The 13,906-nt window shown below is 70.3% G+C and carries 13 protein-coding genes; 9 read left to right on the top strand and 4 right to left on the bottom strand.

Going from position 1 to position 13,906, the window contains the following annotated elements; all coding sequences use genetic code 11:
* Positions 1-192 precede the first annotated feature (192 nt).
* From ACWD1Z_RS10025 to pstB, 7 genes are all read left to right on the top strand, one after another.
* A complete protein-coding gene (locus ACWD1Z_RS10025; protein ID WP_451117203.1) occupies positions 193-2,424 on the top strand; it encodes an RNA degradosome polyphosphate kinase in 2,232 nt (743 codons plus the stop codon).
* Complete coding sequence (locus ACWD1Z_RS10020) at positions 2,405-3,535, top strand: CHAD domain-containing protein (protein WP_451117201.1); 1,131 nt, start codon at positions 2,405-2,407, stop codon at positions 3,533-3,535. Before ACWD1Z_RS10025 ends, ACWD1Z_RS10020 begins: the two co-directional genes overlap by 20 nt.
* A 46-nt stretch (positions 3,536-3,581) precedes the next feature.
* On the top strand, positions 3,582-4,013 hold the full coding sequence (locus ACWD1Z_RS10015; RefSeq protein WP_451117199.1) for an NUDIX hydrolase: 432 nt from the start codon (positions 3,582-3,584) through the stop codon (positions 4,011-4,013).
* A gap of 313 nt (positions 4,014-4,326) precedes the next feature.
* Positions 4,327-5,451, top strand: coding sequence for a phosphate ABC transporter substrate-binding protein PstS (gene pstS, locus ACWD1Z_RS10010; RefSeq protein WP_451117197.1), 1,125 nt, complete (start codon positions 4,327-4,329; stop codon positions 5,449-5,451).
* 104 nt (positions 5,452-5,555) lie between these two features.
* Entirely contained in the window at positions 5,556-6,560 is a 1,005-nt protein-coding gene (gene pstC / locus ACWD1Z_RS10005) for a phosphate ABC transporter permease subunit PstC (RefSeq protein ID WP_451117195.1), read from the top strand.
* A complete protein-coding gene (gene pstA / locus ACWD1Z_RS10000; protein WP_451117193.1) occupies positions 6,557-7,609 on the top strand; it encodes a phosphate ABC transporter permease PstA in 1,053 nt (350 codons plus the stop codon). Before pstC ends, pstA begins: the two co-directional genes overlap by 4 nt.
* 82 nt (positions 7,610-7,691) lie before the next feature.
* On the top strand, positions 7,692-8,468 hold the full coding sequence (pstB, locus tag ACWD1Z_RS09995; RefSeq protein WP_383310389.1) for a phosphate ABC transporter ATP-binding protein PstB: 777 nt from the start codon (positions 7,692-7,694) through the stop codon (positions 8,466-8,468).
* Positions 8,469-8,639: 171 nt separating this feature from the next.
* Here pstB and ACWD1Z_RS09990 read toward each other — a convergent pair whose 3' ends face one another.
* Both ACWD1Z_RS09990 and ACWD1Z_RS09985 read right to left on the bottom strand, forming a co-directional pair.
* Positions 8,640-9,638 carry an anion permease gene (locus ACWD1Z_RS09990; RefSeq protein ID WP_451117190.1) on the bottom strand — a complete coding sequence of 333 codons (999 nt, stop codon included), beginning with the start codon at positions 9,636-9,638 and terminating at the stop codon, positions 8,640-8,642.
* Between the two features lie 9 nt (positions 9,639-9,647).
* Positions 9,648-10,268 (bottom strand): DUF47 domain-containing protein, encoded by a 621-nt coding sequence (locus tag ACWD1Z_RS09985; RefSeq protein WP_030043659.1) that lies wholly within the window; start codon positions 10,266-10,268, stop codon positions 9,648-9,650.
* A 188-nt stretch (positions 10,269-10,456) separates the two neighbouring features.
* On the opposite strand from ACWD1Z_RS09985, the gene ACWD1Z_RS09980 reads away from it, so the two are divergent.
* A complete protein-coding gene (locus tag ACWD1Z_RS09980; RefSeq protein WP_451117188.1) occupies positions 10,457-10,789 on the top strand; it encodes a metal-sensitive transcriptional regulator in 333 nt (110 codons plus the stop codon).
* 9 nt (positions 10,790-10,798) lie between these two features.
* Here the strand turns inward: ACWD1Z_RS09980 and ACWD1Z_RS09975 are convergent, their stop codons facing one another.
* Positions 10,799-10,987, bottom strand: a complete 189-nt coding sequence (locus ACWD1Z_RS09975; protein WP_451117187.1) for a hypothetical protein — start codon at positions 10,985-10,987, stop codon at positions 10,799-10,801.
* A gap of 98 nt (positions 10,988-11,085) precedes the next feature.
* Entirely contained in the window at positions 11,086-11,901 is an 816-nt protein-coding gene (locus ACWD1Z_RS09970) for a hypothetical protein (RefSeq protein ID WP_451117185.1), read from the bottom strand.
* 473 nt (positions 11,902-12,374) lie between these two features.
* Between ACWD1Z_RS09970 and ACWD1Z_RS09965 the strand changes: the two genes are divergently transcribed.
* Entirely contained in the window at positions 12,375-13,904 is a 1,530-nt protein-coding gene (locus ACWD1Z_RS09965; RefSeq protein ID WP_451117184.1) for an FAD-binding oxidoreductase, read from the top strand.
* Positions 13,905-13,906: the final 2 nt, after the last annotated feature.

Raw genomic sequence — 13,906 nt, 5'->3', positions numbered from 1 at the left:
CGCACGCCATGTCTCCGTAACCATTGGTTCAGATGGGCTTGCGACGCTCACCGAATGAAACCCGCCGTGCCAGAGCCTTCGCCGCCTCCCGAGGGGGCCGCGGGGAACGGGGACGCCCGACGTCTCGCCGCCACGCTCCCGCCCGCGTCCTCCGACGCGCCCGTTCCCCTGGGAACGCGGAAGAATGGGTCCATGAGTCAGCAGAACGCCCAGGCACAGGTCCAGCACGCGCAGCCGTCCGTCGGTTCCATAGCCGCCCACCGCTCGCGCACGGTGGCCGGTTCGGTCTCCGACCTCGAACCCGACATCGACTCCGACCTCGACGCCTACGAGGAGGCGCCGACCGAGGGCGCCCCCTTGCCCCAGGGACGCTTCCTCGACCGGGAGCGCAGCTGGCTGGCGTTCAACGAGCGGGTGCTCGAACTCGCCGAGGACCCCACCACACCCCTGCTGGAACGGGCGAACTTCCTGGCGATCTTCGCCAGCAACCTGGACGAGTTCTTCATGGTCCGGGTGGCCGGCCTGAAGCGCCGCATCCACACCGGCGTCGCCACCCGGTCCGCCTCCGGGCTCCAGCCCACCCAGGTGCTGGAGATGATCTGGGCCCGCTCCCGCGAGCTGATGGCCCGGCACGCCGCCTGCTTCCACGAGGACGTCGCCCCCGCGCTCGCGGAGGAGGGCATCCACCTGGTCCGCTGGAACGAGCTGACGGAGAAGGAACAGGCCCGTCTGTTCACCCTCTTCCGGCACCAGATCTTCCCCGTGCTGACCCCCCTCGCCGTCGACCCGGCCCACCCCTTCCCCTACATCTCCGGCCTCTCCCTGAACCTGGCCGTCGTGGTGCGCAACCCCGTCAGCGGGCACCGCCACTTCGCCCGCGTCAAGGTGCCGCCGCTGCTCTCCCGCTTCCTGGAGTCCAGCCCCGGCCGCTTCGTCCCCATCGAGGACGTCATCGCCGCGCACCTGGAGGAGCTCTTCCCGGGCATGGAGGTGCTGGAGCACCACGCCTTCCGCGTCACCCGCAACGAGGACCTGGAGGTCGAGGAGGACGACACCGAGAACCTCCTCAAGGCCCTGGAGAAGGAGCTCATGCGGCGCCGCTTCGGGCCGCCGGTGCGCCTGGAGGTCGAGGAGTCCATCGACCGCGAGGTCCTGGACCTCCTGGTGCGCGAGCTGAAGATCAGCGAGGCCGAGGTGTACCCGCTGCCCGGCCCGCTGGACCTGACCGGAATGTTCCGGCTCGCCTCCCTGGACCGGTCCGAGCTGAAGTACCCGAAGTTCGTCGCCGGCACCCACCGCGATCTCGCCGAGGTCGAGTCGGCGACCGCGCCCGACATCTTCGCCGCGCTGCGCAACCGGGACGTGCTGCTGCACCACCCCTACGACTCCTTCTCCACCTCCGTGCAGGCGTTCCTGGAGCAGGCCGCCGAGGACCCGGACGTCCTCGCCATCAAGCAGACCCTGTACCGGACCTCGGGCGACTCCCCGATAGTCAACGCGCTCATCGACGCGGCCGAGGCCGGCAAGCAGGTGCTCGTCCTGGTCGAGATCAAGGCCCGCTTCGACGAGCACGCCAACATCAAGTGGGCGAAGCGTCTGGAGGAGGCCGGCTGCCATGTGGTCTACGGCCTGGTCGGCCTGAAGACCCACTGCAAGCTGTCCCTGGTGGTCCGCCAGGAGGGCGACACGCTACGGCGCTACAGCCACGTCGGCACCGGCAACTACCACCCGAAGACGGCGAGGCTGTACGAGGACCTGGGCCTGCTGACCGCGGACCCGCAGGTCGGCGCGGACCTCTCGGACCTGTTCAACCGCCTGTCCGGCTACTCGCGCCGGGAGACCTACCGCCGCCTGCTGGTGGCCCCCAAGTCCCTGCGCGACGGCCTGATCTCCCGGATCAACAAGGAGGTCCAGCACCATCGCGCGGGCCGCCCGGCGTTCATCCGGATCAAGGTCAACTCCATGGTCGACGAGGCCCTGATCGACGCCCTGTACCGCGCGTCCCAGACGGGCGTGCCGGTCGATGTCTGGGTGCGCGGCATCTGCGCGGTGCGCCCGGGTGTGGCGGGCCTGTCGGAGAACATCCGGGTCCGCTCGATCCTCGGCCGCTTCCTGGAGCACTCCCGGGTCTTCGCCTTCGGCAACGGCGGCGAGCCCGAGGTGTGGATCGGCAGCGCCGACATGATGCACCGCAACCTCGACCGCCGCATCGAGGCACTGGTCAGGGTCACCGACCCGGCTCACCGGGCGGCCCTCAACCGGTTGCTGGAGACCGGCATGTCCGCCGCCACGGCCTCCTGGCACCTCGGCCCGGACGGCGAGTGGACCCGGCACGCGACCGATGCGGAAGGCCAGCCCCTGCGGAACGTCCAGGAGATGCTCATAGACGCCCGGAGGCGCCGGCGTGGCACAGCAACACCTTGACCCGACGAACTCCACGGCCGGGCCGGTGACCGGGGAGGCACTCGAGGCATACCTGCGTAGCCAGGCCATGGAGTTCCTCCGTGCGCTGCGGCTGCACCGGGAGTCCGGCGGCGACTCAGGAGCTCCGGGGCGGGCGAGGTCCCGGCCCGGGGAAAACGGTTCGGCGGAGTCGGTGGACGCGGCCCGCGCCCTGCGCCGCTCGGCCCGCCGCATCAGCGGCAGCCTGCACACCTTCCGCACCTTCCTGGACCCCGACTGGTCGGAACGCATCCGCCCGGAACTGGCCTGGCTGTCGGGCACCCTGGCCATGGAGCACGCCTACGCGGCCCGGCTGGAGCGCCTGCTGCTGGCGCTGCACCGCCTGTCGGGGGCGACAAGCTTCCCGGCGCAGGCCACCGACGCGGCCGCGAGCAGCCCGGCCGGCACCCCTGACCCGGCGGCGGGCGGCCGGGCCGGGGCGGCGCCCCCCGCGGAGCGCGGCAACCTGACCGTGGGCGCGGCGAAGGCGGGCGCCCTGCTGGAGCGCCAGCTCACCCTCGCCCGGACCAGAGCCCACAGCACCGCCCTCCAGGCGCTCGGCTCCAGCCGCTTCCACGCGGTCGCCGACCACATCGCCGTACTGGCGAGCGAGGTCCCCCTCACCACCGCGGCCCCCACCGCCGACCTCCACCCCCTGGCCGCCGCGGCCGAGGAACGCCTCACCGACGCGGTCGGCGCCCTGCCCCTGGTCACCGCGGGCAACCCGTACAACGCCGAGGCCCTCGTCCACGGCCTCTCCCCGGACCCCGCCCCGCACCCCCAGGACGCCCCCTGGCACCAGGTCCGCCTCCTGCTCCGCCTGCACCGCTACGCCCGCGAGTGCCTGCTCGGCGAGGGCGCCCCCGTGGACGTACGCCTGCTCACCGCGGGCCAGGCCCTGGACCGCCACCGCGACGCCTCCGAGGCGGCGGCCGCGGCGGCCGCCGCGGCCCGCACCCCGCGGATCGCCCCGGCCACGGCGTACGCGCTCGGGGTGCTCCACGCCGACCAGCGGCACGAGGTGGAGGCGGCCCGCTTCACCTTCCAGCAGTGCTGGGGGACCTGGCAGCTGCGGAAGGTCAGCGCCCCCTGAGGGGCACCGAGCACTGGACCGAGCACAGGAAGGAGGCCGCGCCCCGGTGACCGCGACGAACGATTCCCCGGTCCGGGCGGCCGGCTGTGTGCTGTGGCGCCGCTCCCCGGTCGACGGCGAGCTGGAGGTCTGCCTCGTCCACCGGCCGAAATACGACGACTGGTCGCACCCCAAGGGCAAGCTGAAGCGCGGTGAGGAACCGCTCGCCGCGGCCCTGCGGGAGGTCGAGGAGGAGACCGGCTACCGGGCCACGCCCGGCGGCGAGCTCTCCACGCTGACCTACATGGCAGGCGGCCGCCCCAAGGAGGTCCGCTACTGGGCGGCCGAGGCCGGCCCCGGCACCTTCGTGCCGTCCACCGAGGTCGACCGCATCGTCTGGCTGCGCCCGGAGGCGGCCCGCCTCCGGCTGACGCAGCCCCGGGACCGGGAGCTGATGGACGAGCTGGTCATCCCGGCCGAGCGGGGCAACGGCCGGTGACTGGGCCGAATGTGCGGTCCCTCGGCACACGCCGGGCGCCTGCATCGCGTCCGGAGTCACCCGATTGCGTAGGGTAACCATTCGAGGCCCGGGTCGGGATCGCCCCGTGTCCTCAACGTAAGCGTTCCGTGACCTCACCGCACCGTCCCCAGGGGTTCACCCCTCGTTCATTTATGGCCATCGGCGCCTTCACCTCTTCTGCCTAATTTCGGCCTTACGCGGTGTGGCGCGTGGCTCGGCCAGGCGCCCGCATCTCACAGACTTCGCACGCCGCCGGATTCAGGACGGCGGCTCCTGGAAGGAACTCCCTCAAGTGAAGCTTCAGCGCATGAACCGGCGGGCCCTCGCTCTCGGTGCTCTCGCCGTCTCCGGCGCCCTGGCCCTCACGGCGTGCGGCTCCGACGACACCGGTGACAGCGGCAGCAGCGACTCCACCACGAGCACGCAGGCCAACAACATCAAGTGCGACGACGCCAAGGGCCAGCTGCTGGCCGACGGCTCGTCCGCCCAGAAGAACGCGATCGACGCCTGGGTCAAGCAGTTCACCGCGGCCTGCAAGGGTGTCCAGATCAACTACAAGGGCGGCGGCTCCGGCGCCGGCATCACCGCGTTCACGCAGGGCACGGTCGCCTTCGCCGGCTCCGACTCGGCGCTGAAGCCGGAAGAGGTCACCGCCTCCAAGGAGGTCTGCTCCGGCGGCCAGGGCATCGACCTCCCGATGGTCGGCGGCCCGATCGCCCTCGCGTACAACGTCGAGGGTGTCGACGACCTCGTCCTGGACGCGCCGACCCTGGCGAAGATCTTCAGCGACAAGATCAAGAACTGGAACGACCCGGCGATCGCCAAGCTGAACCCCGACGCCGAGCTGCCCGACCTCAAGATCCAGGCGTTCCACCGCTCGGACGAGTCCGGCACCACGGACAACTTCACCAAGTACCTCACCGCCGCCACCCCGGAGAACTGGAAGTACGAGGGCGGCAAGGCCTGGACCGCCCCCGGCGGCCAGTCCGCGTCCGGCTCCTCCGGTGTCGCCCAGCAGGTCAAGCAGACCGCCGGCGCGATCAGCTACATGGAGCTCTCCTACGCCAAGGACACCTCCGTCGTCGCCATCGACACGGGCGCCGCCGAGCCGGTCAAGGCCTCCGTCGAGACCGCCACCGCCGCCATCGCGGACGCCAAGGTCGTCGGCACCGGCAAGGACCTGGCCCTGGAGCTCAACTACGCCACCAAGGCCGACGGTGCCTACCCGATCACCCTGGTGACGTACGAGATCGTCTGCGACAAGGGCAACAAGGCGGAGACCCTGCCGACCGTCAAGGCGTTCCTCGGCTACATGGCCAGCGAGGACGGCCAGAAGATCCTCGCCGAGAACGACTACGCCCCCATGCCCGACGACATCATCGCCAAGGTGCGCGAGACCATCGCGGGCCTGAGCTGACCTGAGTGTGCGGCCCGGCCCCCCACCGGGGCCGGGCCGCACCGTCCGGTGCACCGCCGCCAGGAGCCCTCCACCACGCAGGGCGCCGCAGACCGGAGAACCCGATGGACATAACCACCAAGAACACTCCCGCACCCTCACCACCGCAGCCGTCCGAGGCCGAGCTCAAGCGCAACGCCCGCGGCGCCACCCGTCCCGGAGACCGGATCTTCCTCGGTCTCGCCCGTGGCTCCGGCATCTTCCTGCTGGTGATCATGGCCGCCATCGCGGTCTTCCTCACCTGGCGGGCCGCCGTCGCCATCAGCAAGGACGAGGGCAACTTCCTCACGACCTTCGAGTGGAACACCACCGGCACCGAGCCGGTCTTCGGCATCGCGGTCCTGGCCTACGGCACGATCGTCTCGTCGATCATCGCCATGGTCATCGCGGTCCCGATCGCCGTCGCCATCGCGCTGTTCCTCACCCACTACGCCCCGCGCAGGCTGAGCGGTCCGATCGCGTACGTGATCGACCTGCTCGCCGCGGTGCCGTCCATCGTGTACGGCCTGTGGGGCGCCCTGATCCTCGTACCGCACATGGACGGCCTGTTCGGCTGGCTGGACGACTACTTCGGCTGGACCGGCGTCTTCGACTGGGAGGGCGGGCCCGCCCGCTCGATGCTCACGGTCGGCATCCTGCTCGCGATCATGATCCTGCCGATCATCACCAACGTGAGCCGTGAGGTCTTCCGCCAGGTCCCGCAGATGCACGAAGAGGCCGCCCTGGCCCTCGGCGCCACCCGCTGGGAGGTCATCCGCATGGCGGTGCTGCCCTTCGGCCGCTCCGGCGTGATCTCCGCCTCGATGCTCGGCCTCGGCCGCGCGCTCGGCGAGACGATGGCCGTCGCCACCGTGCTCTCCCCGGACTTCCTCATCCACGGCAGCCTGCTCAACCCGGGCGGCGGCACCTTCGCCCAGAACATCGCCAGCAAGTTCGGTGAGGCCAACGAGTTCGGCCGGGACGCGCTGATCGCGTCCGGTCTGGTCCTGTTCGTCATCACCCTGCTGGTCAACGGCGCGGCCCGATGGATCATCGCTCGCCGCAAGGAGTACTCGGGGGCCAACGCATGAGCACCGTCGTCAAGCACCCCAGCTCCCTGCAGGGCGCCCGGCTGCCGAAGTGGTCCCCCGTGGCCATCGCGGCCGGCTCCCTCGCCGTCTCCATCGGCCTGAGCCTGGCCGCCGGCTTCGACAGCAAGATCCAGTGGGGCCTGATCGCCGCGCTGCTCTTCGTCTTCGGTACCTACGCCCTCGCCGCCCGCGTCGAGGGCACGCGCCAGGCCAAGGACCGCATCGCGACCTCGCTGGTCTGGGTCGCCTTCCTGATCGCCGTGGTACCGCTGGTCTCCCTGGTCTGGTCGACCGTGCAGCGCGGCGTCAAGGTCTTCGACATCTACTTCCTGACCCACTCCATGGGCGTCGTCGCGGACACCGAGCCCGGCGGCGGCATCTACCACGCCATCATCGGCACCATGGAGCAGGTCGGCATCGCCACCCTGATCGCGGCGCCGGTCGGTGTGCTCACCGCGATCTACCTGGTCGAGTACGGCCGCGGCAACCTCGCCCGCGCCGTCACCTTCTTCGTCGACGTGATGACCGGTATCCCCTCGATCGTCGCCGGTCTCTTCATCCTCAGCATCCTGCTGATCTTCGAGATGAGCTTCTCGGGCTTCGCGGGCGCCCTGGCCCTCGCGATCCTGATGATGCCGGTCGTGGTCCGCTCCACGGAGGAGATGCTCAAGCTCGTCCCGAACGAGCTGCGTGAGGCATCCTTGGCTCTGGGCGTGCCCAAGTGGCGCACCATCCTGAAGGTGGTCCTGCCGACGGCCGTCGGCGGTATCACCACCGGTGTGATGCTGGCGGTGGCCCGTATCGCGGGTGAGACCGCCCCGGTTCTGCTGCTGGTGTTCGGCAACCCGTTCATCAACAACAACCCCTTCGAAGGGGCGCAGGCGTCGCTGCCGCTGTACATCTACCAGCAGTACGCGAACAGCGCGGGCTCGGAAGCGGCGTACGACCGCGCCTGGGCGGCGGCCCTCACCCTGATCGCCATCGTGATGCTCCTCAACCTCGCGGCCCGCGGCATCGCCCGCTGGAAGGCCCCGAACACCGGTCGCTGATGCATCTGTGCGCGGCTCCCCGCCGCGCGGCGGCCAGACAGCGACCGATCGCAAGACTTTCCTGAAAGAAGCAGTGATACCCATGGCCAAGCGAATCGACGTAAGCGGCCTCAGCGCCTACTACGGCTCCTTCCGTGCCATCGAAGACATCTCGATGACCGTCGAGCCCCGCTCCGTGACCGCCTTCATCGGCCCCTCCGGCTGCGGCAAGTCCACCTTCCTGCGCACCCTCAACCGCATGCACGAGGTCACCTCCGGCGGCCGGGTCGAGGGCAAGGTCATGCTCGACGACGAGAACCTGTACGGCGCCGGCGTCGACCCGGTCTCCGTGCGGCGCGAGGTCGGCATGGTCTTCCAGCGCCCGAACCCGTTCCCGACGATGTCCGTCTACGACAATGTCGCGGCCGGCCTGAAGCTGAACGGCTCGTACAAGAAGTCCCAGCTCGACGACGTCGTCGAGAAGTCCCTGCGCGGCGCCAACCTCTGGAACGAGGTCAAGGACCGCCTGAACAAGCCCGGCTCGGGCCTGTCCGGTGGTCAGCAGCAGCGGCTGTGCATCGCCCGCGCCATCGCGGTCGAGCCGAACGTCCTGCTGATGGACGAGCCCTGCTCGGCCCTGGACCCGATCTCCACGCTGGCGATCGAGGACCTGATCGGCGAGCTGAAGGAACGGTTCACGATCGTCATCGTGACCCACAACATGCAGCAGGCGGCCCGGGTCTCGGACCGCACCGCCTTCTTCAACCTGGCGGCCGTCGGCCAGCCCGGCAAGCTGATCGAGATCGACGACACGGAGCGCATCTTCTCCAACCCGTCGGTCCAGGCCACCGAGGACTACATCTCGGGCCGCTTCGGCTAGGCCGGCCCGCAAGACCCCTCGCGGTGCTGCATGGCGGTGCCACCGCGAGGCAGATAAGGGCCCGCCCCCCGGCTCCCGGGGGGCGGGCCCGTGTCGTTTCCCGCGGCGGCAGACCCGTGCGCCGGTCTGCTGATTCGTTTCTTCAGTACGTCGGTCCGGCCACCCGCTCCGCTACAGGAACGCGAGGTGCACGACCCCGAACGCCGCCGCGGCCACCAGCGCCGCGGCCGGCATGGTGATGAACCAGCCGAGGACGATGTTCTTGGCGACTCCCCAGCGCACGGCGTTCAGCCGCTTGGTCGCGCCGACGCCCATGATGGCGGAGGTGATGACGTGGGTGGTCGAGATCGGCGCCTTGAACAGGAACGCCGTGGTGAACATGATCGCCGCGCCGGTGGTCTCGGCCGCGAAGCCCTGCGGCGGGTCCAGCTCGATGATCTTCCGGCCCAGGGTGCGCATGATCCGCCAGCCGCCGGCGTACGTGCCGAGCGACAGCATCACCGCGCAGACGATCTTCACCCAGATCGGGATCGGATCGCCGTAGTCCTCCACATCGGCGATGACCAGGGCCATCACCACGATGCCCATGGTCTTCTGCGCGTCCTGCAGACCATGGCCGAGGGCCATGCCCGCCGCGGACACGGTCTGCGCGATCCGGAACCCGCGCTTGGCCTTGTGCGGATTGGACCGCCGGAAGATCCACATGATCGCGGTCATGACCAGATAGCCGACCCCGAGCCCCACCAGCGGCGAGATGAACATCGGGATGACGACCTTCTCCAGCACCCCGTGCCAGTACACCGTGGTCCCGCCGGCCAGCGCGGCGCCCACCATGCCGCCGAACAGGGCGTGCGAGGAGGAGGACGGCAGGCCGAAGTACCAGGTGATGAGGTTCCAGGTGATGGCGCCGACCAGCGCCGCGAAGAGGATTCCCATCCCCTTCGAGCCCTCGGGCGTCTCGATCAGGCCCTCACTGACGGTCTTGGCGACACCCGACCCCAGGAAGGCGCCGCCGAGATTCATCACCGCGGCCATGAGCAGCGCGGCCCGAGGAGTGAGCGCCCGGGTGGAGACGGAGGTGGCGATGGCGTTCGCCGAGTCGTGGAAGCCGTTGGTGTACGTGAAGAACAGCGCGACCGCGATGGTCACGACCAGAGCGAAGGTCTCCATGGAGGCGCCTCAGGACTCCTTCACGGCGATCGTCTCCACCGTGTTCGCCACGTGCTCGAACGCGTCGGCCGCCTCCTCCAGGACATCCACGATCTGCTTGAGCTTGAGCACCTCGATGGCCTCGTACTTGCCGTTGAAGAGCATGGCGAGCAGCTTGCGGTGGATCTGGTCGGCCTGGTTCTCCAGCCGGTTGACCTCGATCCAGTACTCGGTGAGGTTGTCCATGGTCCGCAGGTTCGGCATGGCCTCGGCGGTGAGCTCGGCGGCCCGGGCCAGCACCTCGATCTGCTGCTCGACGCCCTTGGGCAGTTCTTCGACGTTGTAGAGGACGACCAGGTCGACGGCCTCCTCCATGAAGTCCATGATGTCGTCGAGGGACGACGCGAGGTTGTAGATGTCCTCGCGGTCGAAGGGCGTGATGAACGAGGAGTTCAGCTGGTGGAAGATCGCGTGCGTGGCATCGTCACCGGCATGTTCCGCGGCCCGCATACGCTCTGCGATCTCGGCCCGGCCGGCGGTGTCCGCCCCGAGCAGTTCCATGAGGAGTTTCGAGCCCGTGACGATGTTGTCCGCGGACGCGGCGAACATGTCGTAGAAGCTCGTCTCCCTGGGGGTCAGACGAAAGCGCACGTGTGGTCCTCGGGGTGCTTCGGTTTCGGTCAGGCTGATGCTAGGCGCATCATCCGGCCACGGCTAATGGGCCGTCCCCCAGTGTCGCCCATCAGGCACAGTGATCAGCACGGGGGCGTACCAAGGGCCCTATACCCAGCAAAGTTCGGTACGATATACCCAGTAGGGGTATATGTCTGGAGGACGCGATGACGACGACCGAGGCCGGCGCCACGGCGCCCTCCGAGCATGAGCACGCCACGCACGGCTACCACAAGCAGAAGGAAGAGCACCTCAAGCGGCTGCGCCGGATCGAGGGCCAGATCCGGGGCCTGCAGCGGATGGTCGACGAGGACGTCTACTGCATCGACATACTCACGCAGGTCTCGGCGTCGACGAAGGCGCTGCAGTCCTTCGCCCTCCAGCTGCTGGAGGAGCACCTGCGCCACTGCGTCGCGGACGCGGCCGTGAAGGGCGGCGAGGAGATCGACGCGAAGGTGGAAGAGGCGACGAAGGCGATCGGCCGTCTGCTGCGGACCTGAGGCCGAAAATCATCGGTCGGGGGAGCCGGAACCACGGGCGTCCCGCTCCTCCGCGACCCGGAGCACCTCGTCGATGCTCTCCATGCTGAGCCGGTCCTCGGCGGCCGAGGCCGCGATGATGAGCTCCCCGCACAACTCGATCTCGGCGAGGGCCACGTGGTCCTGAACTGCCGTACCGCCGACCGGAGCCACGCGCATCACCTCTTCTCTGCCGTTACCGACTTCCTAGAGTAGGGAGCGGCCTACACACCGCGCATGGCACGGACGGGCTAGTCCTTGACGACCGTCGGGGACCCTCACTCCTCGGCGATGCGTCCGGCGTAGATGTCGTCGCGGGCGGGCAGCCGTACGTCGACGGGGACGCCGAAGTCGAAGAGCAGGGTGGTCGAGGCCACGGCGACGGCGTCCTTGCGCTGCCCGTTGACGAAGCTGAACCGATGCCGGATCTTGCGGATGCGCCCCTCGTCGTCGAGGTACACGTCGAACGGCACCTGGGCGGTGGCGAACCCTTTCGCCGCGGCGGCGAGCGCGCCCCGCGATCCGTCGGAGGCGAGATCGGCGGCGCGCCGCAGGTCGGCGGTACCGCGGTAGTGGGTGACGGCGGCCCCGCCGAGCCGCTCCTCCCCGACGAGGGTGACGGACCGTACGCCCAGGAGGAGTTCGGCGGCGGTGAAGGGGTCGGTGGCACCGCCGGTGACCAGATTTCCGTCCGCCATGGAAGCGGTCTCCACCCGGACCCACTTGTCGGCGGGCACCCCGGCGCCGCGGTTCTTCATGAAGAGGGCGCCGGGCGCGAGGAGTTCGGTGATGGGGCGGTGGGCGGAGTCCCCGGCGGGATCCTGGGGCAGCAGCACCTTCAGCCGCCCGACCTGCCGGCGGAAGTCGTAGACGCCCTCGCCGCGGATGGTGACGCGGGTCCCGCCGGTGGCCATCTCCATGGACGTACGGGCCTTGGAGCTCCGGGCCTCGACCAGCACGGAGGCGGCCCGCCGCACGACCTCCGCGGGCTCCCCGCCCCGCCCGTCGTCAGGGGCGGTCCCGCAACCCCCCACACAGGCCACGACCCCCGCCGCGACCACGGCTCCCCGCCGCCTGAACCGCCGCTCCGCCATCGCCTGCCTACCCCCCAGCGGGTACGTCCGTCACGGGCCCCTCGTCGTCGTCCCTAACGACGACCGGGAGCCCCCCGTAACGCACCCCGACGCCCATAGAAACCCTTTACCTGCCCTCGGTACGGTTGTCCCCGTGGCACACGAAGAAGCCCCGCCCGCGCCCCCGCCCCACCGCACAGCCACGATCGAACAGGGCCCGTTCTGCGCGGCCCAGTGCACCTGCGGCTGGAAGGGCCCGGCAAGAAGAGCCAGAAGCCAGGCCAGAAGAGACGCGGAGGCCCACACCACTCCCAGCCCGTCCGGCGTTTGAGGACGAGACCCGTTCAGGGCCGACAGCGGGGGTCTGGGGGCGGCAGCCCCCAGGGATGGGGACGGGTAGGGGCGGCGGGGGCGAAATCACCCCATAGCCGCACCCGACATGGAACCCCCACCCCCACCACCCCGTCTCGTTCCACGTAACCCCGGGAGGCGACATGGAACGGCGCACCTTCATCGCCGGCGGCGCAGCCGCTCTCACAGCAACAACAACCGCCGCCTGCACAGGCACCGGCACCCGCCCCCCACTGCGCACCACCAGCGCCACCACCCCCAACACCCCCAGAGGCTGGTCCGCCCTCGCCCGTGCCCTGGACGGCCCCCTCGTCCGCCCGGGCGACCGCACCTGGCCCACCGCCCGCCAGCTCTACAACACCCGCTTCGACACCCTGAAGCCCGCAGCCATCGCCTACGTCGCCCACGAGGCCGACATCCGCACCGCCCTCGCCCACGCCCGAGCCCACGACCTCCGCGTGGCGATCCGCAACGGCGGCCACTCCTACGCGGGCTGGTCCTCCGGCAACGGCCGCCTCGTCATAGACGTCTCCCAGCTCAACAAGATCCGCGCCTCCGGGGGCACCGCCGTCATCGGCGCCGGCGCCAAACTCATCGACGTCTACCGCGGCCTCGCCGCCAAGGGCGTCACCCTCCCCGCCGGCTCCTGCCCCACCGTCGGCATCTCCGGCCTCACCCTCGGCGGCGGCCACGGCGTGGTCTCCCGCGCCTACGGCCTGACCTGCGACAGCCTCACCCGCGCCACCCTCATCACCGCGGACGGCAAGCAGCTGACCGCCGACGCCACCACCAACACGGACCTCTTCTGGGCCCTGCGAGGCGCCGGCAACGGCAACTTCGGCATCGTCACGGAACTCCGGTTCAAGACCCACCCCGCCCCCCAGGCCGTCACCGCGTACCTGTCCTGGCCCTGGCCGAGGGCCGCTGCCGTACTGAAGACCTGGCAGGAATGGGGCCCCGCCCAGCCCGACGAGATCTGGTCGTCCTTCCATCTGGCGAACGCCACCGGAGGCACCCCGACCGTCTCGGTCACCGCCTTCTCCCTCGGCACCTACGGCGAACTCCAGAACGCCGTCGACCGCCTGGCCGACCGCGTCGGCGCCTCCGCCACCAGCGTCGCCCTGCGCCGCCGCTCCTACGAGGAGTCGATGGAGCTCTACGCCGGCTGCTCCTCCTTCGCCACCGACGCCCAGTGCCACCTCCCGGGCGCCACCCCGGGCCGCTCCCCGCAGGGCGCCCTGGGCCGCGAGACGTACGCCGCGAAGTCCGACTTCTTCGACCGCTCGCTCTCCCCGGCCGGCATCCAGACCCTGCTCAGCCGGATGAAGTCGGTCCGCGGCGGCTCCGGCAGCGTCGCCCTCACGGCCCTCGGCGGCGCGGTCAACCGCGTCCCGCCCACCGCCACGGCGTTCGTGCACCGCCGCTCCCGCATGCTCGCCCAGTACATCGCCGCCTGGCGGGCGGGCACCAGCGGCGCCACGGCCCGGTCCTGGCTGACCGAGGCCCACACCGCGATGCGGCCGTACGCGTCCGGCGCGGCGTACCAGAACTACACGGACCCGGGCCTGAAGAACTGGCGCGAGGCGTACTACGGCGACGCGGCCCCCCGCCTGACCCGGCTGAAGAGGCAGTACGACCCGGAGGGGTTCTTCTCCTTCCCCCAGGCGCTGTGAGG

The organism is Streptomyces sp. NPDC002784, from assembly GCF_053592135.1.
Note: the sequence above shows the minus strand (reverse complement) of the source record. Positions and strands in the feature narration are given on the sequence as shown.

What these genes read in the sequence shown, in the direction of transcription:
- ACWD1Z_RS10025 (WP_451117203.1), top strand. Translation starts at nt 193, where the DNA reads ATGAGTCAGCAGAACGCCCAGGCACAGGTCCAGCACGCGCAGCCGTCC.
- pstC (WP_451117195.1), top strand. Translation starts at nt 5,556, where the DNA reads ATGGACATAACCACCAAGAACACTCCCGCACCCTCACCACCGCAGCCG.
- pstA (WP_451117193.1), top strand. Translation starts at nt 6,557, where the DNA reads ATGAGCACCGTCGTCAAGCACCCCAGCTCCCTGCAGGGCGCCCGGCTG.
- pstB (WP_383310389.1), top strand. Translation starts at nt 7,692, where the DNA reads ATGGCCAAGCGAATCGACGTAAGCGGCCTCAGCGCCTACTACGGCTCC.
- ACWD1Z_RS09990 (WP_451117190.1), bottom strand. Translation starts at nt 9,638, where the DNA reads ATGGAGACCTTCGCTCTGGTCGTGACCATCGCGGTCGCGCTGTTCTTC.
- ACWD1Z_RS09980 (WP_451117188.1), top strand. Translation starts at nt 10,457, where the DNA reads ATGACGACGACCGAGGCCGGCGCCACGGCGCCCTCCGAGCATGAGCAC.
- ACWD1Z_RS09975 (WP_451117187.1), bottom strand. Translation starts at nt 10,987, where the DNA reads ATGCGCGTGGCTCCGGTCGGCGGTACGGCAGTTCAGGACCACGTGGCC.
- ACWD1Z_RS09970 (WP_451117185.1), bottom strand. Translation starts at nt 11,901, where the DNA reads ATGGCGGAGCGGCGGTTCAGGCGGCGGGGAGCCGTGGTCGCGGCGGGG.
- ACWD1Z_RS09965 (WP_451117184.1), top strand. Translation starts at nt 12,375, where the DNA reads ATGGAACGGCGCACCTTCATCGCCGGCGGCGCAGCCGCTCTCACAGCA.